Origin of the sequence: Streptomyces luteoverticillatus (genome assembly GCF_003970715.1) — a bacterium.
Taxonomy (GTDB): domain Bacteria; phylum Actinomycetota; class Actinomycetes; order Streptomycetales; family Streptomycetaceae; genus Streptomyces; species Streptomyces abikoensis.
The window spans coordinates 4834244-4859527 of sequence record NZ_CP034587.1; the positions used below are offsets into that span (position 1 = coordinate 4834244).

The following is a 25284-nucleotide window of genomic DNA, read 5'->3' on the forward strand; positions in this document are numbered from 1 at the left end:
TCAAGCGCCGGACGGACCTGATCAGCCCGTCCGGCGCCCCCGGAAACGACTACAGCCCCTGCCACACCGGCTTGTTCGCGTACGTGTGCCGGAAGTAGTCCGCGAGCTTGAGCTTCGACGCCGCCGCCTCGTCCACGACGACCGTCGCGTGGGGGTGGAGCTGGAGGGCCGAGGCGGGGACGAGGGCGGCGACGGGGCCCTCGACGGACGCGGCGACCGCGTCGGCTTTGCCCTCGCCCGTGGCCAGCAGCACCAGGTGGCGGGCCTCCAGGATGGTGCCGATGCCCTGGGTGATGACGTGGTGCGGCACCTGGTCGATGTCGCCGTCGAAGAAGCGCGCGTTGTCGACGCGGGTCTGCTCCGTCAGCGTCTTGATGCGGGTGCGGGAGGCCAGGGATGAGCACGGCTCGTTGAAGCCGATGTGCCCGTCGGTGCCGATGCCCAGCAGCTGGAGGTCCACGCCGCCGGCCGCCGGCAGCGCCCGGTCGTACGCCTCGCACGCGGCCTGGACGTCCTCGGCGGTGCCGTCGGGGCCCATGAAGGAGGACGCCGGCAGCCCCAGCGGCTCGACGACCTGGCGCAGCACCGTCGAGCGGTAGGACTCGGGGTGGTCGGCGGGCAGGCCGACGTACTCGTCGAGCTGGCACACGCGGGCGCGCGAGACGTCCACCTCGCCGGCGCGGACCTTGGCCGTGAGCGCCTCGTAGACGGGCAGCGGGGTCGAGCCGGTGGCGACACCGAGCAGCGCGTCGGGCTTGCGGCGCAGCAGGGCGGCCATGGCCTCCGCGATGAGCTCGCCGCCTGCCTGGGCGTCGGGGACGATGACAACTTCCACGCTGAGCCTGCCGATCTGGAGAGGGTGGTGGTATAGACCAATTTAGCAGAATGGCCGCATCCCGGCCCTGTCGGCGGGGGTGGGTGGGAGGGGGCGAGGCCCCGAGAACGCCCCCGGAAACGACTACGGGCCGCGGCGCCCGCCGGGACCCTCAACCCAGCCGGCACCGCAGCCCGGAGCGAATCGGCCGGACCGGCGCTCGTGAGGTGTGCGGGCCCCACGGCCGGGTCGGCCGACGGGAGGCCCTGGCCGCCTGGGGCGGGCCGGGCCTCGCTCCGCCCTCCTGTGCGGGGAGGACGGACGTCTTGGCGCCCATTGTGGACTAGACCAATCATCGCTGTCCATGCTGTTGCCGTACGGACTCCCTGGGTATGCCGATCATCATGTGTCCTCCACCGACCGGCCCGTCCCACGCCCCGCGGAAAAGAACTAGGCTCACCACCGTGCCCTCCATGAACGACCTCGTACGCCAGCACACCGCACTCGACGACTCCGATCTGGAGTGGCTGCATCTGCTGGTCTCGGAGTGGCAGCTGCTCTCCGACCTCTCCTTCGCCGACCTGGTCCTCTGGGTGCCCACCCTGGACGGCACCCGGTACGTCTCCATCGCCCAGATGCGGCCCAACACCGGGCCCACCTCCTACCACGACGACATGGTCGGCCACCTCGTCCCGCGCGGCCGCCGCCCCATGCTCGACGCCGCCCTCGACGAGGGACGGATCGTCCGGGAGGGCGACCCGGAGTGGCGGGAGGAGGTCCCCGTGCGGGTCGAGTCCATCCCGGTCCGCCGGGACGGGCGGGTGCTGGGGGTCATCGCCCGGAACACCAACCTGCTGACCGTGCGGACGCCCAGCCGGCTGGAGCTCACCTATCTCCAGAGCGCCTCCGACCTGGCGCAGATGATCGCCGGCGGCTCCTTCCCCTTCCCGGGCCAGCAGGTCGACATGGACGCCTCGCCCCGCGCCGGCGACGGGCTGATCAGGCTGGACGCCGACGGCACCGTCCAGTACGCCAGCCCCAACGCCCTCTCCGCCTACCACCGGCTCGGCCTCGCCGCCGATCTCGTCGGGCATCATCTGGGCGAGACCACCGCTCAGTTGGCACCCTCTCGCGCGCCCGTCGACGAGGGCCTGGCCAAGCTGGCCAGTGGCTGGGCGCCCCGCGAGTTCGAGGTGGAGGCCAATGACGGGGTCATTCATCTGAGGGTGATCCCGCTCAAACCCAAGGGCAGCCACATCGGTTCGCTCGTCCTGTTGCGCGATGTGACCGAACTGCGACGGCGCGAACGCGAGTTGATCACCAAGGACGCCACCATCCGGGAGATCCACCACCGGGTGAAGAACAACCTCCAGACCGTGGCGGCCCTGCTGCGCCTCCAGGCGCGCCGGATCGGCTCCGCCGAGGGCCGCGAGGCGCTGGAGGAGGCGGTCCGCCGGGTCGGTTCCATCGCGATCGTCCACGAGACGCTCTCGCAGAACCTTGACGAACGGGTCGAATTCGACGAGATTGCCGACCGGGTCCTCGCCATGGTCGCCGAGATCTCCCCGGGCCGGGTCACGACGCGGCGCACGGGCCGCTTCGGGGTGCTGGACGCCGAGGTCGCCACGCCGCTGTCGATGGTCCTCACCGAACTGCTGCAGAACGCCCTGGAGCACGGCTTCGGGCCGGGGGAGCAGGGCACGGTCGAGGTCACCGCGGTCCGTGGGGGCACCCGCCGGGACGCCCGGCTGCTGATCTCCGTCCAGGACGACGGGCGTGGCCTCCCCGAGGGCTTCGACCCCCAGCGCGCCGGCAATCTGGGACTCCAGATCGTACGCACCCTGGTGGAGGGCGAGTTGGGCGGAACGTTCGACATGGTGCCCGCTTCCGGGCAGGGGACGCGCGTGGTGCTCGACCTTCCCGTGGTGGCGGAGAAGCCGTAACGCCCTCGCGCGGAAAGCAGACGGAAAAGCACTGAGCCCCGGCCCTCTCCTGAGAGAGGGCCGGGGCTCAAAGCTTTGTTGTGCTTAGCGCACGGGTGGGGGGTGCTGCGCGCTGCGGCTCGGGGGCCGAGGGGTGTCAGGCGGTCGCGTTACGCGCCCGGTTGCGAGCGGCACGGCGCTTCATCGCGCGGCGCTCGTCCTCGCTGAGGCCACCCCAGACGCCGGAGTCCTGGCCGGACTCGAGCGCCCACTGCAGGCACTGCTCCATGACGGGGCAGCGGCGGCAGACGGCCTTGGCTTCCTCGATCTGCAGCAGCGCAGGACCGGTGTTGCCGATGGGGAAGAACAGCTCGGGGTCTTCCTCGCGGCAAACGGCGTTGTGACGCCAGTCCATGGCTGCTCCATCTCCTCGTGTTACGGCTACGTGGCTTGTGAATGTGAACGCTTTCACGAATCCCCCCGCAAGGGAAGGGCCGACCTCCAGCCAGGCAGACTGGTGCGGTCCAAGAAGTTAAAGGAGGGGGTTCGGGCTCTTCGGGGAAGCCTTGATGGCGGGCTGTCCCGATCGCCACGAAAAGACTCGCAAACCTCGGCGGCGGATACAACCCCTTCTGGAAAGTTTTTTTTGATTCCTCGGTGTCGGCTAGGTCACAGCCGTCATTCCAGGGGGTGGAACCCAGTCTAAACGTTCGAGTGGAAGGACTTTAGGCCCTAGCACTCACACAATCACACGCAGTGCACGGCGAACGCCTGTGAACGTCACGCTCGTGCGCAGTCCCAGGTGGTCGCCGTCCATCTGGAAGGGCAGGGGGGCCTGGGAATGCAAGGTGAACGAGTCCTGGTCATGCAGTGACACAGCGTGTTTGCCCTGCGGGCCGCGCTCCGGCGTCGACGTCAGCAGCTGGGTGCCGTAGCGGGTGGCCGCCAGAGTGGACAGCTTGGTGAATCCCAGCACGTCAAGCGCCGTGTCGAAGGACGCCTGCGGCAGTGCGTACATCGGCCGGTTGCCGAAGTACGTCCATGGGGCCGTGTTGCAGATTATCGACATGACGAGATTCTCGAGTGGCTGCTCGCCAGGCCGTTCGAGGGTGATCGTGCCGTGCCGCCGGTTCGTTTCTCCGAAGAACTGGCGCATCACCTGTCGCACGTACAGGGAGTGCGTCGAACGCTTGCCGCGCTCCCGCTGCTGCTCCACCCGGCCGACGACCCCCGCGTCGAAGCCGAAGCCCGCGCAGAACGTGAACCAGCGGGCCGGCACCGCCTCGTCCTCCGAGCCCGGCGTCCCGGCCGCGAGGCCGAGCCCCACGGTCCGCTCCGAGCCCTCCCGCAGCGCGTCCAGCAGGGCGCCCGTCGCCTCCACCACGTCATTGGGCAGGCCCAGCGCGCGGGCGAAGACGTTGGTGGAGCCGCCCGGCACCACCGCGAGCCGCGGCAGGGCCTCCGGATCGGGCCCGGAGTGCAGCAGTCCGTTGACGACCTCGTTGACCGTGCCGTCCCCGCCGAGCGCGACGACCAGCTCGACATTGCCGCTCTCGGCCGCCCGGCGCGCCAGGTCGCGTGCGTGACCCCGGTACTCGGTCGTGGCGACGTCCAGCTTCAGGTCGCTGGCCAGGGCGTGCGCCAGGACATCGCGAGTACGGGCACTGGTGGTGGTGGCCGAAGGATTGACCACAAGAAGCGCACGCATGCGCGCCAGCCTACCTACCTGTCGGTACACGGCCCGTCCCAGGCCCGGCTTCGAAGGATTTGCGTACCGATACCCTGCAGGGGTGAGCAGCAAGCAGTCCGCGTCGAAATCCGCCCGGAAGGGTGCGTCCAAGGGGGCGTCCCAGGGAGCCTCCCCGGCCCCCGTCGCGCCCCCGCTCCGGCCCGCCCGGCTGACGGCGGCCGCCGCTCTGGTCGCCCTGGAGGGGCTGGCCCTCGCGGGCTCGGGCCTCTATCTGCTGATCATGGGCCTGCTGGGCAAGCCCGACAGCCCGCAGCAGGCCGAGATGGGCGGGCTGACCGTCCTCGCGCTGGCCGCGCTGCCGCTCCTCGCCGCGCGCGGCCTGTGGCTGCTGCGGCGCTGGAGCCGCGGCCCCGCCATGATCACGCAGATCATGGCGCTGCCGGTCGCCTGGACGCTCTACAACGGCGGCGCCGGCGCGCTGATCGCCGGCGCGGTGGCGCTCGTGCTGACCGCCGTGGCCACGCTCGTCCTGTTGGTGAACCCCACCGCGACCGAGGCGCTCGGCGTCGGCCCGCGCGAGTCCTGAACTATTTCCCGACTGCTCCCCGACCGCTCCTCGGCTACTCCTCGATCAGCAGGCGGTCCCGGAGCTGGGCGAGCGTGCGGGCCAGCAGCCGGGAGACGTGCATCTGGGAGATGCCCACCTCCTGGGCGATCTGCGACTGCGTCATGTTGCCGAAGAAGCGCAGCAGCAGGATCTTCTTCTCGCGCGGCGGCAGGTCCTCCAGCAGCGGCTTGAGGGACTCCCGGTACTCCACGCCCTCCAGCGCCTCGTCCTCCGCGCCCAGGGTGTCCGCGACGGCCGGCGACTCGTCGTCCGTGTCGGGGACGTCCAGCGAGAGCGTCGAGTAGGCGTTGGCGGACTCCAGGCCCTCCAGCACCTCCTCCTCGGAGATCCCCAGGTGCTCCGCCAGCTCGTGGACGGTGGGGGCGCGGCCGTGCCGCTGGGAGAGCTCGGCCGTGGCCGTCGTCAGCGACAGCCGCAGCTCCTGGAGCCGGCGCGGGACCCGCACCGCCCAGCCCTTGTCGCGGAAGTGCCGCTTGATCTCGCCGACCACCGTGGGGGTGGCGTAGGTCGAGAACTCCACCCCGCGGTCCGGGTCGAAGCGGTCCACGGATTTGATCAGGCCGATCGTGGCGACCTGGGTGAGGTCGTCGAGCGGCTCGCCGCGGTTGCGGAAGCGCCGGGCCAGGTGCTCCACGAGGGGCAGATGCATCCGCACCAGGTGGTTGCGCAGCTCGGCCCGCTCGACGGAACCGTCGGGGAGCTGCCGCAACTCGATGAACAGCGCGCGGGCGCCGCTGCGGTCGTGCGGATCCCCGTGCTGGTGGCGCTGCCGGCGCTGGTGCTGATCCATGTGGTCCGCCCGGTGGTCCGCCCGTTCTGATGGGTCGCTCACCCGCTCGGCCACCCGCTCGGCCACCTGCTCCGGCGCCGGGACGGCCGGATCCACGGGCGTCGCCGGGGCCGTCGGAGTCGCCGGGTCGGCCGGAGTGGCCGGGTCCGTCGGAGTCACCGGGGCCGCCAGGTCCGGCGCGGTGGCCGGATCGAGGTCTTCCGGATCGGGCCGGGCAGGCTGCTGCGGGATGGCCGGAGCGCGCACTCCCCGCGATGACGCAGTACTCACGGAGCCCCCTCTTCCGTCACGGCTGCCCGGGGCCGGCGCCGCGCTTCTTGTGCAGGCTGATGCTCACCGTCCGGTCCTCCGCGACGGTGGAGTCGACCTCGCCGGCCAGGGCGGAGAGCACCGTCCAGGCGAAGGTGTCGCGCTCGGGGGCGCGGCCGTCCGTCGTCGGCGCCGAGACGGTCACCCGCAGCGCGTCCCCGACGAGGCGGAAGACGCAGCTGAGCACGGAGCCGGGAACGGCCTGTTGCAGCAGGATGGCGCAGGCCTCGTCCACGGCGATGCGCAGGTCCTCGATCTCGTCGAGGGTGAAGTCCAGCCGGGCCGCGAGTCCGGCTGTCGCCGTCCGCAGCACCGACAGGTAGGCACCCGCAGCGGGCAGCCGGACTTCCACGAAGTCCTGGGTCGTCCCAGGCTCGCCAGCGATTGGGGACACCCTCACCTCCAAGGTGGCACAAGCTCATTGAGCTGTCGGGAGCGCCGGTCCCACGGCCCCCGGACGAGGGCGGCGTGGGCCGGTGCGGCACATGGTCCGGCTGAGACGCTATCGCGATCTGCGGTTCCGCGCCGCAGGCCCACGACTGTCACTCATGGTAAACCCGTAAGCACAGACGGTGGGTAGGGCTGTGCGGCCTCAAATCGAAAGCGAGGTCGGCCTGTTGGGATTTTCGTCACTCTGTGCGAGCGCCGCAAGGGCCTGGAGCGGTTCTCCTGACAACCTGCGGACCGTCCACTCGTCCATCGCCTCCGCGCCCAGCGATTCGTAGAAGGCGATCGACGGCGCGTTCCAGTCCAGCACTGACCATTCGAAACGCTGATAGCCCCGCTCCACGCAGATCCTGGCGAGCTCCGCCAGGAGCGCCCTGCCGTGGCCGCCGCCGCGGGCGTGCGGGCGCACGTAGAGGTCCTCCAGGTAGATACCGTGCGTACCCGTCCAGGTCGAGAAGTTGCGGAACCACAGGGCGAAGCCCACCGTTTCCCGACGGTCCGCGTCACTCTCCGCTATCAGCGCGAAGACCGCCGGGTCCGCGCCGAACAGCGCGTCGCGCAGCTGTTCCTCGGTCGCCCGCGCCTCGTCCAGCGCCCTTTCGTAGTCCGCCAGTTCGCGGATCATCGCGTGGATGCGGGGGACGTCGGCCGGAGTCGCGGGTCGGATCATGCGGGCATGATCTCAGACGGCACGTGTCTCAGACGATGTGTTTGTCCAGGTAGCACCAGCGCCAGCTCTGGCCAGGCTCGAAGCTCCGCATCACCGCGTGCCCCGTCTCCTCGAAGTGCGCGGTCGCGTGGCGGTACGGGGACGAGTCGCAGCAGCCCACGTGCCCGCACACCAGGCACAGCCGCAGCTGCACCGGGTGGCTGCCCGCCGCCTCGCACTCCGGGCAGGTCGGGGTCAGCGGCGCCGGTTCGGGGCGCGGCATCTCGTCCACATGCGAACACTCGATCATGATGGCCAGGTTAGAGCGCGAGCGGAGCGCCGGATGGAAGGGGTGGAGGAGCCATGGACGTCATGCCGCTGCTGACGCTGATCGCGGGCGGCGCCGCGGTCGCGGGAGTCGCCCGCAGGACCCCCGTGCCCGCGCCGCTGCTGCTCGTCGCGGCCGGCCTCGTCGCCTCGTACGTCCCCGGCGTACCGGACTACACCCTCGACCCCCACATCGTGCTGCCGCTGGTGCTGCCGCCCCTGCTGCACACCGCCGCCCTGGAGAGCTCCTACCTCGATCTGCGGGCCAACCTGCGGCCCGTGGCGCTGCTCAGCGTCGGGTACGTCCTCTTCGCCACCCTCGCCGTCGGCTATGTGGCCTCGCGTGCGGTGCCCGGGCTGCCGCCCGCCGCCGCGCTCGTCCTGGGCGCGGTGGTGGCCCCGCCGGACGCGGTGGCCGCCACCGCGATCGCCCGGCGGCTGGGGCTGCCGTCCCGGATCACCACGATCCTCCAGGGCGAGTCCCTGGTGAACGACGCGACCGCCATCACCGCCTACAAGGTCGCCCTCGCCGCCGCCGTCGGCATCGGCGCGACCTGGGCGGACGGCATCCGGGAGTTCGTCCTCGCCTCCGTCGGGGGCGTCGGCGTCGGCCTGATCCTCATGGTGCCGATCCACTGGCTGCGCACCCATCTGCGGGACCCGCTGCTGCAGAACACCCTCTCGCTGCTCATCCCCTTCGTCGCCTACGCCGCGGCCGAGCAGTTGCACGCCTCCGGGGTGCTCGCGGTGGTGGTGGTCGCGCTGTACCTGGGGCACCGGTCCTGGCAGGTCGACTTCGCCACGCGGCTGCAGGAGGCGGCCGTGTGGAAGGTCGTCTCGTTCCTGCTGGAGTCGGCCGTCTTCGCCCTCATCGGGCTCCAGTTGCGGATCGTCCTGCGGGACCTGGGGGCGTACGGGGTGGGGGAGGCGCTGGGGTACGCGGCGGTGGTGTTCGCCGCGGTCGTCGTCGCGCGGTACGTGTGGGTCTTTCCGGGGACGTTCGTGCCGCGGATGCTGTTCCCGCGGATCCGGGAGCGGGAGCCCGACACGGACTGGAAGGCGCCGATGGTGGTCGGGTGGGCCGGGATGCGGGGTGTGGTCTCGCTGGCCATCGCCTTCTCCATTCCCGTCACCGCTGATGACGGGTCGCCGTTTCCCGCTCGGAGCCTGATCCTTTTTCTGACGTTCGCGACGGTGATCGGGACGCTGGTGGTGCAGGGGCTCACCCTGCCCCCGCTCATCCGCCGGCTGCGGCTTCCCGCGCGGGACGTGGGCGCGGAGACGCTGGTGGAGGCGCAGGCGCAGAGCGAGGCGTCGGCGGCGGCGGAGCGGCGCCTGGCGGAGCTCCTCGCCGACGGCGAGCGGAACGCGCTGCCGCAGCCGTTGGCGGAGCGGTTGCGGGCCGTGCTGGAGCGGCGTCGCAACGCGGTGTGGGAGCGGCTGGGGGCGGTCGACGAGCGGACGGGGGAGTCGGTGGACGATACGTACCGGCGGCTGGCGCGCGAGGTGATCGGGGCGGAGCGGGAGGTCTTCGTGGCGCTGCGGGACGCGCGCCGCATCGACGACGAGATGCTGCGGACGCTGCTGCGGCGGCTGGATCTGGAGGAGGCGGCGGCGTACCGGGAGGGGGAGGCGGAGGGCTGAGGCCGTCGTTCCGGGGCGGGGGCGGGTCGGGGCGGACGGGCCCTTACGGCGCCCCCGTGATGACGGCCACCACTCGCGTGCCGGGTGCGAACGCGCCCTCGCGGGCGAGCGTCGTCAGGCCGTGCAGCATCTTCGCCACATACACGCGTTCCAGCGCGATGCCGTGCCGGTCGGTGAAGTCCGTTGTGAATTCGTCCAGCTCGGGCGTGCTCTTCGCGTAGCCGCCACCGTGGAAGCGGTCGTCCAGGGTCCAGGTGCCCCGGCGGCCTCCGAATGCCTCTTCCTGGAGGTGGAGTATCTCCTGCTCCAGGAAGCCGCCCTTCAGGACCGGGAAGCCGATCGCCCGCTGTCCGGCGGACAGCCCCGCCGCCAGGCCCGCGAGCGTCCCGCCCGTGCCGCAGGCCACGCCCACCACGTCCGCGACGCCGCGCAGCTCGCGGCCGAGCTCGGTGCAGCCGAGGGCGGCCGCCGCGTTGCTGCCGCCCTCGGGGATGACGAACGCGTCCGGCGGGGCGAGGGACGCCAGGGTCTCCGGTTCCGTCTTGCGGCGGTACGTCGCGCGGTCGACGAAGCGCAGCCGCATGCCGTCCGCCGCGCAGCGGGCCAGGGACGGGTTGAGGGGCCGGCCGGCCAGCTCGTCGCCCCGGACGACGCCGATCGTGCCGAAGCCCAGCAGGCGGCCGGCCGCCGCCGTGGCCCGGAGGTGGTTGGAGTACGCCCCGCCGAACGTGAGCAGCGTCCGGGCGCCGGACGCTGCCGCCGCGCGCAGGTTGGGCTCCAGCTTGCGCCACTTGTTGCCCGGCAGGTCCGGGTGTATCAGGTCGTCCCGCTTGAGCAGCAGCCGCAGGCCCCGCTCGGCGAAGCGGTCGTCCGCGAGCTCCGTGAGGGGGGAGGGCAGACACGGCCGCAGCGCCGCGAGACCGGCCGCGCCGGGGGGATTGTCGCTGGTCACGCAGTCCATTTTGTACTCTTGCGGTCGCCGACGACGACGTCGGTGACACCGCCAGGAAAGCGCAGAGCACCATTGGACTACCAGGCCGTCCTTGAAGAGGTCGCCGAATTCGCCCGGCCGCTGATCGGTCGCGGGCAGGTCGCCGACTACATCCCCGCCCTCGCCGAGGTGGACACCGGCCAGTTCGGCATCGCCGTCGCGGATGTCGACGGCCAGGTGTACGGCGTGGGGGACTGGGAGCGGCCCTTCTCGGTGCAGTCCATCTCGAAGGCGTTCAGCCTGGCGCTGGTGCTGGCCGAGGGTGGCGACCGGATCTGGGAGCGGGTGGGCACCGAGCCCTCCGGCAACCCCTTCAACTCGCTGGTGCAGCTCGAGTACGAGCACGGCATTCCGCGCAATCCGTTCATCAACGCCGGCGCGCTCGTCGTCACCGACCGGCTGCAGACGCTGACCGGGGACGCCAGCACGACGATGCTGGAGTTCCTGCGGGCGGAGAGCGGCAACCCGGACGTCTCCTTCGACGCGGCGGTGGCCAGGTCCGAGTCCGAGCACGGCGACCGTAACGCGGCGCTGGCCCACTTCATGGCCAGCTACGGCAATCTCGACAACCCCGTGCCGACGGTGCTGGAGCACTACTTCTGGCAGTGCTCCGTCGAGATGAGCTGCCGGGACCTGGCGCTGGCGAGCGGCTTCCTGGCCCGGCACGGGCTGCGGGCCGACGGGACGCGGCTGCTGCCGCGCCGCGAGGCCAAGCAGATCAACGCCGTGATGCTGACGTGCGGCACGTACGACGCGGCCGGCGACTTCGCCTACCGCGTGGGACTGCCGGGCAAGAGCGGCGTGGGCGGCGGCATCGTCGCGGTGATACCGGGACGATGCACGCTGTGCGTCTGGAGCCCGGGCCTCGACGCCCGGGGCAACTCCGTCGCGGGCGTCGCGGCGCTGGATCACTTCACGACCCTTACTGGGTGGTCCGTTTTCTGACGCCGGGTGCCTCCGGTGGCGGCCGGGGGTCCGGGGGTTGTCCCCGGGGGATGCAGTACGACCCTTACTGGGTGGTCCGTTTTCTGACGCCGGGTGCCTCCGGTGGCGGCCGGGGGTCCGGGGGTTGTCCCCGGGGGATGCAGCACGACCCTTACTGGGTGGTCCGTTTTCTGACGCCGGGTGCCTCCGGTGGCGGCCGGGGGTCCGGGGGTTGTCCCCGGGGGATGCAGCACGACGCTTACCGGGTGGTCCGTTTTCTGACTCGCGGCGATGCGTCGCGCGGCGCATCGTGGGTGCCATGGAGCATGAGCTGCGCGCCGAGTACATCGACGGCAGGGCCGCCGCCGACCCCCGGGCCGAGATCAAGATCTGGCACGTGGTCCGGGATGACGGCGAGACGACCGCGATGTGCGGACGGGAACTGGAGAGCGCCGCCGCCGCGCGCTCGACGGACGACTGGGGCAGCCCGGACGTGCCGATGTGCCACTCCTGCGGGGCGCTCTACCTGCGCGAGCAGCCCTGAGGGACCGCCCCCGCTTACGGGCAGCGGATGACCTGCCCCGCGTACGACAGGTTGCCGCCGAAGCCGAACAGCAGGATCGGCGCGCCCGGCGCCACCCGGCCGGAGGCCACGAGCTTCGAGAGCGCCAGCGGGATGCTCGCCGCCGACGTGTTGCCGGACTCGGTGACGTCGCTGGCGACGATCGCGTTGACCGCGCCCAGCTTCCGGGCCACCGGTTCGATGATGCGCAGGTTCGCCTGGTGGAGGACGACCGCCGCCAGCTCCTCCGGCGCGACCCCGGCCCGCTCGCAGACCGTGCGGGCGATCGGCGGCAGCTGCGTCGTGGCCCAGCGGTAGACGCTCTGGCCCTCCTGCGCGAAGCGCGACGGCGTGCCCTCGATCCGTACGGCGTGGCCCATCTCCGGCACCGAGCCCCAGACGACCGGGCCGATCTCCGGTTCGGCCGAGGCCGTGACCACGGCCGCGCCGGCGCCGTCGCCGACCAGGACGCAGGTGGTGCGGTCGGTCCAGTCCGCGACGTCCGTGAACTTCTCCACGCCGACGACCAGCGCGTTCGTCGCCGACCCGGCGCGGATGGCGTGGTCGGCGGTGGCGAGGGCGTGGGTGAAGCCGGCGCAGACGACGTTGATGTCCATGACGGCCGGGGAGGGCAGGCCCAGCGCGGCGGCGACGCGGGCGGCCGTGTTGGGGCTGCGGTCGACGGCGGTGCAGGTCGCGACGAGGACGAGGTCGATGTCGGCGGGGGTCAGCCCGCTGTTGGCCAGGGCCTTGGCGGCGGCCTGGCCGGCCATGTCGGCGACCGTCTCGGTGGGCTCGGCGACCCGGCGGGTGCGGATGCCGACGCGGGTGCGGATCCACTCGTCGCTGGTGTCGACCATGGCGGCCAGCTCGTCGTTGGTGAGCACCCTGGCCGGCTGGTAGTGGCCGAGGGCCAGTACACGTGATCCGGACATCGGCGTTCCTCCTGCGCGCGGGGAATCGGGGGATCTCCCAGTGTTGACGCTGCGCGGTGGTGGCGAGGTACGCGATCCGCCAATGTTCCGGCGGGTAAGTGGTGAGAAACGCACAGGGCCCGGCCGCCGGGGCGGCCGGGCCCTGACCCTACGGGTCGGTCACCTGGCGGTGGGTCAGCGCAGCGAGAGCGCCGTGCGGATCGTCGTGAACAGCTCGGTCTGGTCGGTGACGCCGAGGACGCGCTGGGACTGCGGGCCCTGGGCGGCGATCCGGACCTCGGTGCCGGTGTGCTCCTGGGATTGGCCCGGCGTGTTGGTGGAGTAGTTCACCTTCAGCTGCTGGCCCTCGTTGGTGACCAGGGTCGAGGACAGGCCGGGCGGGTTGGCCTCCAGCGGCACGATCTGGCTGCTGTGGCCGTGGTCGGCGGTGGTGACGACCAGGGTGTCGGGGTGCTTGGCGGCGTACTCGCGGGCGGCCTTGACCGCGCGGTCGAAGGCGGCGGTCTCGCCGATCTGGCCACACGGGTCGGCGGCGTGGTCGCGCTTGTCGATGGAGGCGCCCTCGACCTGGAGGAAGAAGCCCTTCTTCTTGCCCTTTCCGGTGTCCAGCAGCTCCAGCGCCTTGCGGGTCTGGCTCTCCAGGTCCGGGGTGCCGGCCTTGCGCTCGGCGTTGCTCGTCACACAGCGCTGGGCGGCGGTGCCGCCGACGGCGGCGCTCTTGCCGGTCCACTCGACGGGGACGTTGCCGGGGGCGAAGAGGCCCAGCACCGGCTTGCCGGCCCGCGCCGAGGAGAGGCCCTTGGCGTCGGTCACGATCTGATAGCCCAGCTTCTCGGCCTGCTGGGTGACGGTCAGGCCCTGGTAGCGGCCCTCGGTGATCTTTTGGTCGAAGCGGTTCCTGCCGCCGCCGAGGAGGACGTCGACCTTGTGGTTGACGCTCTGCTCGGCGATCGAGCCCGGGCCGCCCTTGGCGATCGTGTCGTTCGGGCAGGCCTTCATGTCGGCCGGGCCCTGGCAGCTGCGGTCGGTGGCGTGCGAGGCGAGGACGGCCGGGGTGGCGTCGGTCAGCTCGGCGGTGGTGACGCTGCCGGTGGCCAGACCGCCCTGCTGGGCCAGCTCCAGGATGGTGGTCATCGGCTTGTCGGTGCCGGGGGTCTTGGATATCCGGCCGTTGACCGTCTTGCGGCCGGTCGCCCAGCCGGTGCCGCTGGCGGCCGAGTCGGTGACGTAGTCGGGCTTGCCGTTCTTGTCGACGGCGTACGTCGTGTAGGCGCCCGTCATGGGGAACTTGTCCATGTTGAGCCGGCCGGCCGCGCCCACGGTGTAGTCGCGGGCCAGGGTGATCTCCGAGTCGCCCATGCCGTCACCGATCAGCAGGATGACGTTCTTGGCGTTCTTCGGGGTGCGGCTCGAGACGTCCGACGGACCGTGGTGCTCGGCCGCCGAGGCCGCGGCGGGCACCGCGATCCCGGCGACGAGCAGCGCGGCGGCGCCCCACGCGAGACGGCGTCGGTACGGACGAGAACCCATGGGATATTCCTTCCTGGAGGTCCGGGCGGGGTGCTCGGACGCACGAAGGACACCAGGGGCGGGTGTACCGCGGGGGTCGTACAGGTGACCTGGAGGTCACCGGGCGCTGTCGACGGTGCTTCCCTGTGCGACGTGGGGGGCCGGCGTGGCGGACGGGGCCGCGGGGGTGGCCGCGGGAGCGGCGGCGGAGGTGGGGGCGGGCGCTTCGGCAGCCTCGCCCTTCATCGCCTTCGTCTCGCTCTTGAGAATGCGCATGGATTTACCGAGGGCCCGTGCCGTGTCGGGCAGTTTCTTCGACCCGAACAGGACGACCATGACGAGCACGACCACGAGGAGATGCCAGGGCTCCAGTGCGTTCCGCAGCATGACGGCTCCACCGCCTCTCTACCGATCTCTACCGACTCTTGTGACGTTCTGGCCTGATGGCTGTCCACACAATACTTGCTAGATTGCGCAACTGGACAACCAAAGTTCGTGACAGCCCGTCCTACCGGGCAGAACGGCACGAACCGGGGGAGCGATGAGGGTACGGACATGACGGGCGCGCGAGGCAGGCCGAGGCGTCGGGTGCGGGTCGTCACCGTGGCCGTGGTGTCGTTCCTCCTGCTGCTCGTCGCCGGCGCCGGATGGGTGTACCTGCGGATCAACGGCAACATCAGCACGTTCGACGCCGACGGCCTGTCCAAGAACCGCCCCGGCGCGGGGGCGTCCGGCCGGAACGTCCTGGTGATCGGCTCCGATTCACGGGCCGGCGACAATGCCGGGCTGGGCGGCGGCGAGGGCGACGTCGGTCGCTCGGACACCGCCTTCCTGCTGCACGTCTACGGTGACGGCGAGCACGCCGTGGCCGTCTCCATCCCCCGGGACACCCTCGTGGACATCCCGCCCTGCCTGCTTCCCGACGGCAGTTGGACGGCCGAGCAGCAGCACGTGATGTTCAACTCGGCCTTCACCGTGGGCGGATCGTCCAAGGGCAATCCCGCCTGCACCCAGAACACCGTCGAGCGCCTCACCGGGCTGCGCGTCGACCACACGGTCGTCGTCGACTTCGCGGGCTTCTCCGCGATGACGTCCGCCGTGGGCGGCGTCGAGGTGTGCGTCCCCAAGGACGTCTACCGGGGCGACCTCAACCCCAACCTCGGCTCGCGCGGCGAACTCCTCTTCCCTCAGGGCCGGCAGACCGTCTCCGGCCAGAAGGCCCTGGACTACGTACGGGTGCGGCACGGCATCGGGGACGGCTCCGACATAGGGCGCATCCAGCGGCAGCAGGCCTTCCTCTCCTCGATGATCAAGAAGGTCCGCTCCCAGGGCTTCAAGCCCTCCACCCTGCTCCCGCTCGCCGACGCGGCCACCAAGTCGATGACCGTGGACCCCGGGCTGGGCTCGGCCGACAAGATGCTGTCGTTCGCGATGTCGCTGAAGCACATCGACCTCCACGACATGAAGTTCATGACCCTGCCCTGGCGCTACGACGGCAACCGCGTGGCGGTCGTCCAGCCCGACGCGGACGCTCTGTGGGCCTCGATCCGGGCGGACCGGACGATCGACGGCAAGGACGCGGGCGGGAAGGACGCGGGCCGGAAGGGGGCCGGGGGTGGCCCTTCGCCTTCGGAGTCCGTTTCCGGCGCCGGGGTGAAGGTCTCCGTCCGCAACGGCACCACCGTCGACGGGCTCGCCGCCCGCGCCGCCGCCTCCCTCACGGGCAGCGGCTTCGAGGTCACGGACACCGTCACGGCCGGCTCGCAGGACGTGACGGGCACGGTGATCGAGTTCGGGCCGGGCGCGGCGGGCGACGCGCGGACCGTCGCCCGGCTCTTCCCGGGGGCGTTCGTGCGCGGTGCCGACATCAGCGGCGTCGTGATCACGCTCGGGCGCGACTACGCGGAGGCGCCTTCGGCCACGCCCGCGCCGTCGGCGTCCTCGTCGCCGTCCGGGTCCTCCTCGCCGTCCGGGGCCCCCGGCGGCGCCCGCTCGGCCGACGACGACCCCTGCGCCAACCTCTCGTACGGCTGAGACAAGACGACTGAGACACGACGACTGAGACACAGGGGGAACCAATATGCCTGATTGATCCGTTTTGGTGTTAGGTGCACAGTAGACCGTGAAGACGCCGAGGAGCCATGCCATGTCCGCCGTCGCTGTCCCCCGGGTGCCCGCCAGGCCGTTCCGGACCTGGCTCGTCCCCTTGATCGCAGCCTTGCTGACCTGCGCCGGCGCGCTGCTGTACGCCCCCGCCGCGCACGCCGCCGACACCAGCCTGGACGCCGCGGCCCAGGCGCTGCGCAAGGGTCCCGTCTACGTCGACCCCAGGGCCTCGGCACAACTGCCCGCCGCCGACGCCGACGCGCTGGCGAAGAAGATCAAGGACGCGGGCAAGCCGGTCTTCGTCGCCGTGCTGCCCAACGCCCCGGAGTTCCCGCAGAGCACGGTGCTGCGCGACCTCCGCACCAAGGTGGGGATCGCGGGCGTCTACGCCGTCCACCTCGGCGACAAGTTCAACGCGGCGGCCGACCGCTCGGTGGTGTCCCGCAACGCCGTGAGCAACCTCGTGGGGTCCGTCCAGCGGTCCGGCGGCGACGCGAAGACGCAGCTGAACGCCTTCGTCGACCAGGCCGACCGGACGGCGAAGGGCCACGCCCCCGGCTCCTGGGGCGGCGGCACCAAGGGCATCGGCGCCACGGGCCTGATCACCGGCGGCGCGGTCGTCGTCGCGGGCGGCGCCGGGGCGTACGCCCTCTACCGGCGCAACAAGCGCAGGCGCGAGGAGCGCGAGCGCGCCGAGCTCGACAAGCTGCGCGTGGTCGTCGACGAGGACATCACCGCGTTCGGCGAGGAGCTCGACCGGCTGGACTTCTCGCCCGCCGAGGCGGGCGCCACCGATGAGATGCGCGCGGACTACGCGCGGGCGCTGGACGCGTACGAGGACGCCAAGTCCCGGATGGCGGCGGCGGGGAGGCCGGACGAGGTCCAGGGGGTCACCGAGACCCTCGACAACGGCCGCTTCGCCCTGGCGACGCTGGCCGCGCGCCGCGCGGGGGCGCCGCTGCCGGAGCGCCGGCTGCCCTGCTTCTTCGACCCGCGGCACGGGCCGTCCGTCCAGGACGTCCAGTGGGCGCCGCCCGGCGGCGCGCTGCGCACCGTACCGGCCTGCGCGGCGGACGCGGCGCGGCTCGCGGACGGCCAGGAGCCCATGACCCGCCAGGTCCAGACCGAGGCCGGTCCCCAGCCGTACTGGAACGCGGGCCCCGCGTACGGCCCCTGGGCGGGCGGCTACTTCGGGGGCGGCCTGCTGCCGGGGTTGCTGGTGGGGACGATGCTGGGCGGGATGATGACGGGACCGGCGTACGCGGCCGGTACGGATTACTCCGGCCCGGAGGGCGGGGACGACACGGGCGCCGACTTCAACCCCGACGACTTCGGGGGCGGGGGTGGCTGGGGCGACGGCGGGGGCGGCGGGGACTTCGGGGGTGGCGGCGGCGACTTCGGTGGCGGCGGTTGGTGATGCCCCAGTCCCGCCCTTTCACCGTTTCCTAGGGGGCTCCGCCCCCTAGAACCTCCGAGCGTCGGCCGGAGGATCCGGGGGTTCGGGGGCGGAGCCCCTGAAAGAAACGGGAAGGGGCGGGTCAGGGGAGAGAAAACCGCCCTGACCGGGCCACCCACAGCACTCCGCCGTACACCGTCAACACCAACGCCAGCAGCCCGTAGTACAAGGCCGGCAGCGGCGACATCGACAGCATCGCCCCCAGCGGCGACAGCGGCAGCAACAGGCCGACGATCGCCAGCCCGGCGACAGCCACCCGCACGGGCCGCGGCGCCCGCAGCCGTCCCGATCGCAGCAGGGCCATCACCATCGCCTGCGTCAGCAGGTTCTCCGTGAACCACCCCGCGTGGAACGCGTCCTGCCCCGCCTCCGCCCCCAGCGACCGCACCGCCAGCGCGAGCACCGCGAACGTAGCGAGGTCGGCCGTGGCGTTGAGGAGGCCGAAGCCGGTCACGAAGCGGAGCAGGGCGCGGGGGCGCAGCACCGCCGGGCGGGTGTGGGCGCGGTCGTCCTGGCGGTCGAAGGCGAGGGCGAGCTGGGCCGCGTCGAAGAAGAGGTTCTGGACGAGCACCTGCGCCGGCAGCATCGGCAGGAACGGCAGCATCAGCCCGGCCACCAGCATCGCGATCACGTTGCCGAAGTTCGACGACAGGGTGATCCGCAGATAGGCCGAGATGTTCGCGGTGGCGCCCCGGCCGGCGACGATGGCCCGGTCGAGGGAGGTGAGGTCCTTCGAGGCGAGGACGACGTCGGCCGCCTCCCGGGCGACGTCCACGCCGTCGCGCGGGCAGACGCCGACGTCGGCGGCGTGGAGGGCGGCCAGGTCGTTGACGCCGTCGCCGAGGAAGCCCGTGGCGTGGCCCGCGCCGCGCAGGGCGCGGACGACGCGGGCCTTGTGGGCGGGGGCGCAGCGGGCGAAGACGGTGGTGCCGGCGGCGAGGCGGGCGAGCTCGGCGTCGTCGAGTTCGTCGACGCGGTCGCCGGTGACGGGGGTGCCGGGGTCCAGCCCCAGTTCGCGGCAGACCCGGGCGGCGGTGCCCGGGTGGTCGCCGGTGAGGACCTTGACGGTGACGCCGTTCCGGGCGAGGGCGGCGAGGGCCTCGGCGGCGGTGGGCGCGGGGGCGTCGGCGAGGCCCACGAAGCCGGTGAAGGTCAGGTCGCGCTCGTCGGCCTCGGTGTACGGGCGGTCGCGCGCGGGGCGCTCGGCGCGGGCGACGGCCAGGACGCGCAGGCCCTCGGCGGCCAGGTCGTCCGCGCGGCGGGTGAGCCGGGCCCGTTCGGCGGGGTCGAGGGCGCAGCGGTCCAGGACGTCCTCGGGGGCGCCCTTGACGACGAGCGTGTGGGTGCCGGCGAGGGCGAAGCGGGGGTCGCCGGGGAGGCGGACGACGGCGGTGGACAGTCGGCGGCCGGGGCCGCAGGGCAGCGCGTCGACACCCTCGAAGAGGGCGAACCGGGGGTCGTCGCCGTGCGCGAGCGCGTCCGTGGCGTCGGCTTCGAGGACGGCCTCGTCGAGGGCGTCGGGCACGGGCAGCTCGGCCAGGTGGAGCGTCCACAGGGCGTTGACGGCGGCCCAGCGCAGGACGTCCTGGTCGGCGTGGCCGGCGGGGTCCTCGGCGAGGGCGAGGACGGGCCGGTCCTCGGTGAGGGTGCCGGTCTTGTCCACGCACAGCACGTCGACCGCGCCCAGGTCGTGGAGGGCGGGCAGCCGGCGGACGATCACCTCGCCGTCGCGGGCGAGCAGCGCGGCGCCGCGTGCCAGCGCGGAGGTGACGATCACGGGCAGCATCTCGGGCGTCAGCCCGACGGCGACGGCGACGGCGAACGGCAGGGTCGCGAGCCCCCGGCCGCGCACGAGGGCGTCGGCGAGGAGGACGAGGGGCGCGGTGAGCAGCATGAACCGGATGAGGGTCCAGGCGATGCCGTTGACCGACCGGTCGAAGGGGCGGGGAAGGCGCCTGCCGTGGGTGACTTGCGGGCCGTTCGCCGGGAGGGCGCCGGAGAGGACGGTGTCGCGTCCGGTGGCGACGACGACGCCGCTGCCGGTGCCCGAGACGACGCTGCTGCCCTGGAGGCACAGGTGGCCCGGCGCGGTCGCGGTGGTGGCGCCCGGCGCGGACTTGTCGGCCGGCGCCGACTCGCCCGTCAGCGCCGCCTCGTGGACGGTCAGTCCCGTGGCGCGCAGCAGGCGCAGGTCGGCGGGGACGAGGTCGCCGGGGCCGAGGAGGACCAGGTCGCCCGGGACGAGCTGTTCGACGGGGAGTTCCCGGGTGGCCGGGGGCGCGGACTCGGTGGCCCTGCGGCGGACGGTGGCGGTGGTCGCGACCAGTTCGCGCAGGCCGGCCGCCGAGCGGTCGGCGCGGTGCTCGCCCGTCGCCCGCAGCACGCAGCTGACCGTGACCAGGACGGCGATGACGCAGGCCGTGCCCCAGGAGGCCATGACCGAGGAGACCAGGCCGAGGAAGATCAGCACGGCGGTGAAGGGGTCGCGCAGGCTGCGCGCGAAGCGGCGCGGCCAGGAGGCCGGGCGGCGGCCGGGGAAGACGTTCTCGCCGTGGCGCGCGAGGCGTGCCTCGGCCTCCGGCTCGGTCAGCCCTCGGGGCCCGCTGTCCAGGGCGCGCAGCACCTCCAGTGAGGTGCCGCCCGTGTCCCGGCCGGGGGCCGTACGGGCCTCAGGCGCCCAGGCCACGGAGGCGTCCGGCGCCGGCGTTCACCCCGGTGTCGGCGGTCCCGGCCCTGCGGTCGGCGAGCTGGCCGACCATGAGCCGGACGATGGTCACCACGTCGGGATCGTCCACCAAGTAGACGACCCGGCGGCCCTCGCGCCGGGAGCGCACCAGGCCGGCGAGCTTCAGCTTCGCCAGGTGCTGGCTGATGGCGGGCAGCGCGCCGCCGACCCGCTCGGCCAGCCCGCTGACGTCGCTCTCGCCCTGGGCCAGCGCCCAGACCAGGTGCAGCCGGGCGGAGGAGGCGAGCAGACCGAAGGCGGCGGCCGCCTCGGCCAGCACCTCGGCCGACGGGTCGCATGGGCCGTCGAGGGACCCTTCGAGACTCCCGAAGCTCCCGACGCCTGCCGTCACTGTCGCTCTCCCATCCCCGTGATTTCCCGCGGCGCTCCGCACGCCCGGAAGGCCCCAGTCTAGGCATCGCGCCGGGTGGGCGGTCCGACATGCACCCGTCGCGGGATGGGCAGGGTGTATCGACAGGAACCGGTCACAAGGGGGAGGTCATGGAAATCTCGGGAATCGTCAGTGCGATCGTGATCGGCGCGTTCATCGGTGTCCTGGGCCGGCTGGTCGTTCCGGGCCGTCAGCACGTGGGCGTCGTGATGACGGTCGTCATCGGCATCGTGGCGGCCTTCGTGGGCGCCCTCATCTCTCATCCGCTCGGTCTCTACGACACCAAGGGCATCACCTGGCTCGTCTGGGTGGTCCAGATCGTCCTGGCGGCCCTGGGCATCGCCTGGTACGACCGCCGGAAGCGGCGCTGAGAGTACCCATGGTGATTCAGGAGAGCTTGCCGTCGTAGTCCGGCAGCTTGAAGGTCCGCTCCGCGTGCCCGCCGACCAGGTCGGTGGTGTTGTTCCCGATGTTGGCGACGATCGTGTAGCCCTTGGCCTCGATCTCCGCCCGCTTGGCGGTCTTGTACGTGCTCACGTCCTGGAAGAGGTCCGGGAGGTGCCGCACGTACAGGCCGTCGACCGGGTAGCCGACCTTGCGCAGGTTCCACTCCGTGGCCGGGGTGAGCACGCCGGGGCGCGCGGTGACGAAGAAGACGGCCGCCCCGCGCTCGTGCGCGAGGCGCGCGAGTTCCAGGACGGGCGCGACGGCGGGCGTGGGCACGGTGGCCCAGTGGAAGTCCGTCTCCAGCGAGGTGTTGTCGATGTCGAGGACGACGGCCTGCTTCCGCCCCTCCGCGTGCGCGGTGCGCTCGGCGACGTAGGGCTCCGCCTGGTCGACGACGGCCCGGACGTCGCGGATCCACGCGTCGTGGTCGATGCCCTTGAGGCCGGCCGTGCCGGACGTCCGCGCGGTGGCCGCCTCGGCGGGGGTGGCAGGGGCGGCGGCCGTACCCGCCATGGCCAGCGCGGCGGCGGCCACGACGGTCGCGGCTGCTCGGCGGGCCGTGATCGTTTCGCTCATGCCTGGCATGCTCACGACGGCCGATGGCGGGGCGGCGACGCGCGCCTGAACGGCACGCGTCGCGGGGATGCACCGTTGCCCTGTCAGGACTGTGGTTACCGCAGGGGCGGGGGCGGCGGCATGTCGCTCGGCCAGTCGCCGGGAACGCCGGTCGGGAATCCCGTGGGGAAGCCCGGGGGGAATCCGGTCGGGGCTCCGGTCGGGGTCCCGCCGGGCGGTCCGGGCTCCGGGCTCTCCCGGACATGACGGACCGTGTCCCTGACCCGGTCCTCCACCGTGTCCGCCACCGGCCGGAAGACCGTCAGATAGAAGCCGATGAACGAGAGCGCCCCCAGGACGAAGACCGTCAGGAAGGCGAGCAGACAGCCCGTGGCGAAGAGGGTCTTGTTCCGCTCGCCGGGCGGAATGGCCGTGGCCCGGTCGGGCCGCCCCTGCGGATAGCGGACGACAACCCGGTCCCCGCCCACCACCGTGCGCGGCCCGCCGCCTTCCTCGAACCGCCGCACCTCCCCTTCCGGGGTGGTGAATTCGTAGACGTGGTGCCACGTGCTGTGACTCGACCCGCCGATGTTCCCGTGCCCGTGCCCCCGGCTCGTGGTGACCACATACGCGCTGACGCACACCCCCTCGGCCGTGACCCCGCCGCGCCAGGCGGCGTTCAGCCGCCGCATCCGCACCACGGCCCACACCATTCCGGCGATGCCGCCGGCAGCCAGCAACCCCGGCAGGGCCAGGAAGAACACGTCGCGCATGGATCCCTCGTCGATTGGATGTTTTCGATCATCCAATCGGCCGGAATTGGTCCAGGCCATCGATTAAGCCGAGGGCTTCCTACGGAACCTCGTGCCCTTTTTCGGCCTCCGCCGCCACCATCTTCTCCATCGGGTCCACGGCCAGCGGCCCCGTCACCACGATCGCGAGGACCACCGCCGCCCCCGCCAGCACATTGCCCAGCCACACCACCGTGTGCGCGGGCAGGGTGTACGCCGCGACCACCCGGGACACGGACTCGGCCAGCAGGACGGCGCCCCACACGAGGGAGAAGCGGCGCTCGGCACGGCGGAAGCGGACGGACCCGCGCATGAGCCGCTCCCACGCGGCGGTCTTCGCGGGGTCGCCGCCCTTGGTGATCCACGGCTTGAGACCCGCGGTCATCATCGGCCGCCCGGCGAGCACGGAGACCAGCACGCCCGCGCCGATCATCCCGCTGCCGGCGCTGTCCTTGGCGAGCATCAGCCGGGCGTCGCCCGTGACAGCGCTCATCGCCAGCCCCACGGCGTTGACGACGAGCATCAGGGTGGCGAGCGCGTTGAGCCGGCGGTCCTTGACGACCGACCAGAGCGAGCGCGCCGCCGGCAGGACGCTCGTCCAGGCGAGAGCGGCGACAGCGCCCATGCCGAAACCGTCGGTCAGGACGTAGTACCCGGCCATCGGCACCACGGCGTCCACGACCAGCGGCGTCAGACTCCGCGCCAGCGCCCGGCCCTCCCCGGCGGGCGCGGGGGCGGGGGTGGTGGTGAGTGTCTGCATGGGCGGGCCCCTCTGTGTCGTCGTCCGGTCCCCGGCGGGGACATGTACAGACTCACGGGAGGGCCCCCTCCGGCAGCAGAGCGAAGCGTCCCCAAGCGGCCGTGACTTTTGTCAGCGTGAGGAGGCGCGGACCGTCCGCCGCCCCGGAACGTCCGGGCAGCTCAGGTAGGGTGGATCGGTTGGTGGCGAGGAGAACAGGGCCTGATGACGAACGCTGAGCACGAGATCACCTGGACCGACGCCGAGGGTCTCGTCCACTCCGCGCTGTGGTACGCGGAGAACGCCGCCCCGCCGCCGCGCACTGTCGTCGTCGCCGACGACCGGCTCAAGGCGGACACCGCCTACCGCATGGCCTCCGAAGGCACCGCGATCCTGTGGACCGGCGACTTCCAGAACGCCCGTCAGCTGCTGTCGGCGATGGGCCGCCGGGCCGACCGCAAGCGACGCCGGTTCGCGGACGATCCCGCCGTCGCCTTCAACCAGCACCGCCAGGCCCGTGCGCTGCGCGCGCGCGTCCTCGGCAGTCTCCTGATCCGGCTGGACGAGGGCGCCGTGGCCGACCTGCGGCGCGCCCCGGACGTCCGCGAGGCCTGCGCCGGGGCCGGCTGCCCTCTCGACCGGCCGTTCGTCTGCTCGCTGGTGGCCCTGCTGGGCATGATCGGAGCGCACGAGTGGCGGCGCAAGGGCGTCGAGGTGCCCGCCCTCGGCGCGCGGATCCACCCGTACTACGGCGTCTTCTCCCCGGTCCGCGGGGAGTACGTCGACCTGGTGGCACAGGCGCCCCTGCCGCCCGGGGACCCCGCGCGGTCGGTGGCGTTCGACATCGGTACGGGCTCGGGCGTGCTGGCGGCGGTGCTCGCCCGGCGCGGTGTCGGCAGTGTCGTCGCCACGGACCAGAACCCGCGCGCCCTGGCCTGCGCGGAGGACAACATCGCCCGGCTCGGCCTGGCCGACCGGGTCCGGGTGGTCGAGGCCGACCTGTTCCCCGCGGAGGGGCGCGCCTCGCTCGTGGTGTGCAACCCGCCGTGGCTGCCGGCCAAGCCCACCTCCGCGCTGGAATCGGCGGTGTACGACCCCGGTGGCCGCATGCTGCGCGAGTTCCTCCGGCTGCTGCCCCGCCACCTCGAGCCGGGCGGCGAGGGCTGGCTCATCCTCTCCGACCTCGCCGAGCACCTCGGCATGCGGACCCGGGAGGACCTGCTGGAGCTCATCGACCGCTCCGGGCTCCAGGTCCTGGACCGACTGGACATCGCGCCCCGGCACTCACGGGCGAGCGACCCGGACGATCCTCTGCACGCCGCCCGCTCCGCCGAGGTCACCTCGCTCTGGCGCCTGGGAGTGCGCTGAACACGCCGAAGGGGCGCCCCCGGCCGGAACCGGCGGCGCCCCTCGGCGCGCTGCGAGCGGAACGCGCCACAAGCGGGAGAGAAGGCGTCAGGCCTTCTTCGTCTCCCAGAAGATGCGGTCGATCTCGGCGATGAGCTCCAGCGCCTTCTCACCCGTCTTCGGGTCCGTGGACGCCTTCGCGGCGCTCAGGGCCTTGAGCGTGTCGTTGACCAGCTGGTGCAGCTGGGGGTACTTCTCGAAGTGCGGGGCCTTGAAATAGTCGCTCCAGAGCACCGAGACGTGGTGCTTGGCCAGCTCGGCGCGCTGCTCCTTGATGAGGATCGCGCGGGCGCGGAACGCCGCGTCCTCGTTGGCCTGGTACTTCTCCTGGACGGCCTTGACCGACTCGGCCTCGATGCGGGCCTGGGCCGGGTCGTACACACCGCAGGGGAGGTCGCAGTGGGCGCTGACCTTCACCTTGGGGGCGAACAGGCGGGAGAGCATGTGCTGTCCTTCCTCGTGATCGTCTTCTCAGGTGCGAGATTACTCGGTGCGGGAAGGCTTTTCTCGGGGGCCCCGGGGGGCT

General features: G+C 72.3%; 26 protein-coding genes. 9 read left to right on the forward strand and 17 right to left on the reverse strand.

Going from position 1 to position 25284, the window contains the following annotated elements:
• Positions 1 to 49 precede the first annotated feature (49 nt).
• Positions 50 to 835 (reverse strand): glucosamine-6-phosphate deaminase, encoded by a 786-nt coding sequence (gene nagB, locus EKH77_RS21610; protein WP_126915978.1) that lies wholly within the window; start codon positions 833 to 835, stop codon positions 50 to 52.
• 452 nt (positions 836 to 1287) lie between these two features.
• On the opposite strand from nagB, the gene EKH77_RS21615 reads away from it, so the two are divergent.
• Complete coding sequence (locus tag EKH77_RS21615; protein WP_126915979.1) at positions 1288 to 2757, forward strand: sensor histidine kinase; 1470 nt, start codon at positions 1288 to 1290, stop codon at positions 2755 to 2757.
• A gap of 136 nt (positions 2758 to 2893) precedes the next feature.
• Here EKH77_RS21615 and EKH77_RS21620 read toward each other — a convergent pair whose 3' ends face one another.
• Together EKH77_RS21620 and EKH77_RS21625 are read right to left on the reverse strand one after the other, a co-directional pair.
• Positions 2894 to 3151 carry a WhiB family transcriptional regulator gene (locus tag EKH77_RS21620; RefSeq protein WP_004937597.1) on the reverse strand — a complete coding sequence of 86 codons (258 nt, stop codon included), beginning with the start codon at positions 3149 to 3151 and terminating at the stop codon, positions 2894 to 2896.
• 324 nt (positions 3152 to 3475) lie between these two features.
• Positions 3476 to 4444, reverse strand: a complete 969-nt coding sequence (locus EKH77_RS21625) for a diacylglycerol/lipid kinase family protein (RefSeq protein ID WP_126915980.1) — start codon at positions 4442 to 4444, stop codon at positions 3476 to 3478.
• 82 nt (positions 4445 to 4526) lie between these two features.
• On the opposite strand from EKH77_RS21625, the gene EKH77_RS21630 reads away from it, so the two are divergent.
• The gene (locus EKH77_RS21630) at positions 4527 to 5012 is read left to right on the forward strand and encodes a hypothetical protein (protein ID WP_126915981.1); all 486 of its coding nucleotides are present in this window, start codon (positions 4527 to 4529) and stop codon (positions 5010 to 5012) included.
• A gap of 34 nt (positions 5013 to 5046) precedes the next feature.
• Here the strand turns inward: EKH77_RS21630 and EKH77_RS21635 are convergent, their stop codons facing one another.
• The 4 genes from EKH77_RS21635 to EKH77_RS21650 all read right to left on the reverse strand — a co-directional run bounded on the left by EKH77_RS21635 (position 5047) and on the right by EKH77_RS21650 (position 7559).
• On the reverse strand, positions 5047 to 5910 hold the full coding sequence (locus EKH77_RS21635; protein WP_240667785.1) for an RNA polymerase sigma factor SigF: 864 nt from the start codon (positions 5908 to 5910) through the stop codon (positions 5047 to 5049).
• Positions 5911 to 6130: 220 nt separating this feature from the next.
• On the reverse strand, positions 6131 to 6547 hold the full coding sequence (locus tag EKH77_RS21640) for an anti-sigma regulatory factor (protein WP_126915983.1): 417 nt from the start codon (positions 6545 to 6547) through the stop codon (positions 6131 to 6133).
• A gap of 198 nt (positions 6548 to 6745) precedes the next feature.
• Positions 6746 to 7270 carry a GNAT family N-acetyltransferase gene (locus tag EKH77_RS21645; protein ID WP_126915984.1) on the reverse strand — a complete coding sequence of 175 codons (525 nt, stop codon included), beginning with the start codon at positions 7268 to 7270 and terminating at the stop codon, positions 6746 to 6748.
• 28 nt (positions 7271 to 7298) lie between these two features.
• A complete protein-coding gene (locus tag EKH77_RS21650; RefSeq protein ID WP_126915985.1) occupies positions 7299 to 7559 on the reverse strand; it encodes a UBP-type zinc finger domain-containing protein in 261 nt (86 codons plus the stop codon).
• 53 nt (positions 7560 to 7612) lie between these two features.
• On the opposite strand from EKH77_RS21650, the gene EKH77_RS21655 reads away from it, so the two are divergent.
• The gene (locus EKH77_RS21655; protein WP_126915986.1) at positions 7613 to 9220 is read left to right on the forward strand and encodes a Na+/H+ antiporter; all 1608 of its coding nucleotides are present in this window, start codon (positions 7613 to 7615) and stop codon (positions 9218 to 9220) included.
• Positions 9221 to 9263: 43 nt separating this feature from the next.
• On the opposite strand, the gene EKH77_RS21660 is transcribed toward EKH77_RS21655, so the two are convergent.
• Positions 9264 to 10181 (reverse strand): 1-aminocyclopropane-1-carboxylate deaminase/D-cysteine desulfhydrase, encoded by a 918-nt coding sequence (locus EKH77_RS21660; protein ID WP_126915987.1) that lies wholly within the window; start codon positions 10179 to 10181, stop codon positions 9264 to 9266.
• A 63-nt stretch (positions 10182 to 10244) separates the two neighbouring features.
• On the opposite strand from EKH77_RS21660, the gene EKH77_RS21665 reads away from it, so the two are divergent.
• Entirely contained in the window at positions 10245 to 11156 is a 912-nt protein-coding gene (locus EKH77_RS21665; RefSeq protein ID WP_126915988.1) for a glutaminase, read from the forward strand.
• 298 nt (positions 11157 to 11454) lie between these two features.
• The gene (locus EKH77_RS21670; RefSeq protein ID WP_126915989.1) at positions 11455 to 11679 is read left to right on the forward strand and encodes a hypothetical protein; all 225 of its coding nucleotides are present in this window, start codon (positions 11455 to 11457) and stop codon (positions 11677 to 11679) included.
• Between the two features lie 14 nt (positions 11680 to 11693).
• Here the strand turns inward: EKH77_RS21670 and EKH77_RS21675 are convergent, their stop codons facing one another.
• From EKH77_RS21675 to tatA, 3 genes are all read right to left on the reverse strand, one after another.
• A complete protein-coding gene (locus EKH77_RS21675) occupies positions 11694 to 12632 on the reverse strand; it encodes a beta-ketoacyl-ACP synthase III (RefSeq protein ID WP_126915990.1) in 939 nt (312 codons plus the stop codon).
• A gap of 174 nt (positions 12633 to 12806) precedes the next feature.
• Positions 12807 to 14162: an alkaline phosphatase gene (locus EKH77_RS21680; protein ID WP_126915991.1), complete on the reverse strand. Its 1356-nt coding sequence runs from the start codon at positions 14160 to 14162 to the stop codon at positions 12807 to 12809.
• 96 nt (positions 14163 to 14258) lie between these two features.
• Positions 14259 to 14528 (reverse strand): Sec-independent protein translocase subunit TatA, encoded by a 270-nt coding sequence (gene tatA / locus EKH77_RS21685; RefSeq protein WP_126915992.1) that lies wholly within the window; start codon positions 14526 to 14528, stop codon positions 14259 to 14261.
• 168 nt (positions 14529 to 14696) lie between these two features.
• Between tatA and EKH77_RS21690 the strand changes: the two genes are divergently transcribed.
• The gene (locus tag EKH77_RS21690; RefSeq protein ID WP_126915993.1) at positions 14697 to 16175 is read left to right on the forward strand and encodes an LCP family protein; all 1479 of its coding nucleotides are present in this window, start codon (positions 14697 to 14699) and stop codon (positions 16173 to 16175) included.
• Positions 16176 to 16287: 112 nt separating this feature from the next.
• Complete coding sequence (locus EKH77_RS21695) at positions 16288 to 17664, forward strand: hypothetical protein (protein ID WP_126915994.1); 1377 nt, start codon at positions 16288 to 16290, stop codon at positions 17662 to 17664.
• 121 nt (positions 17665 to 17785) lie between these two features.
• Here the strand turns inward: EKH77_RS21695 and mgtA are convergent, their stop codons facing one another.
• Both mgtA and EKH77_RS21705 read right to left on the reverse strand, forming a co-directional pair.
• On the reverse strand, positions 17786 to 20389 hold the full coding sequence (gene mgtA / locus EKH77_RS21700) for a magnesium-translocating P-type ATPase (RefSeq protein ID WP_126915995.1): 2604 nt from the start codon (positions 20387 to 20389) through the stop codon (positions 17786 to 17788).
• Positions 20373 to 20780, reverse strand: a complete 408-nt coding sequence (locus EKH77_RS21705; RefSeq protein ID WP_126915996.1) for an ArsR/SmtB family transcription factor — start codon at positions 20778 to 20780, stop codon at positions 20373 to 20375. The genes mgtA and EKH77_RS21705 overlap by 17 nt, the downstream gene beginning before the upstream one ends.
• 149 nt (positions 20781 to 20929) lie before the next feature.
• Between EKH77_RS21705 and EKH77_RS21710 the strand changes: the two genes are divergently transcribed.
• Positions 20930 to 21190 (forward strand): GlsB/YeaQ/YmgE family stress response membrane protein, encoded by a 261-nt coding sequence (locus EKH77_RS21710; RefSeq protein ID WP_126915997.1) that lies wholly within the window; start codon positions 20930 to 20932, stop codon positions 21188 to 21190.
• A gap of 16 nt (positions 21191 to 21206) precedes the next feature.
• Here the strand turns inward: EKH77_RS21710 and EKH77_RS21715 are convergent, their stop codons facing one another.
• The 3 genes from EKH77_RS21715 to EKH77_RS21725 all read right to left on the reverse strand — a co-directional run bounded on the left by EKH77_RS21715 (position 21207) and on the right by EKH77_RS21725 (position 23372).
• Entirely contained in the window at positions 21207 to 21842 is a 636-nt protein-coding gene (locus EKH77_RS21715; protein ID WP_126915998.1) for an HAD family acid phosphatase, read from the reverse strand.
• 95 nt (positions 21843 to 21937) lie between these two features.
• Entirely contained in the window at positions 21938 to 22594 is a 657-nt protein-coding gene (locus EKH77_RS33055; protein WP_164737837.1) for a DUF3592 domain-containing protein, read from the reverse strand.
• 79 nt (positions 22595 to 22673) lie between these two features.
• Positions 22674 to 23372, reverse strand: a complete 699-nt coding sequence (locus EKH77_RS21725) for a VC0807 family protein (protein ID WP_206279897.1) — start codon at positions 23370 to 23372, stop codon at positions 22674 to 22676.
• Positions 23373 to 23576: 204 nt separating this feature from the next.
• Between EKH77_RS21725 and EKH77_RS21730 the strand changes: the two genes are divergently transcribed.
• Positions 23577 to 24719: a methyltransferase gene (locus tag EKH77_RS21730; protein ID WP_126915999.1), complete on the forward strand. Its 1143-nt coding sequence runs from the start codon at positions 23577 to 23579 to the stop codon at positions 24717 to 24719.
• Positions 24720 to 24806: 87 nt separating this feature from the next.
• On the opposite strand, the gene sodN is transcribed toward EKH77_RS21730, so the two are convergent.
• A complete protein-coding gene (sodN, locus tag EKH77_RS21735; protein ID WP_126916000.1) occupies positions 24807 to 25202 on the reverse strand; it encodes a superoxide dismutase, Ni in 396 nt (131 codons plus the stop codon).
• Positions 25203 to 25284 lie beyond the last annotated feature (82 nt).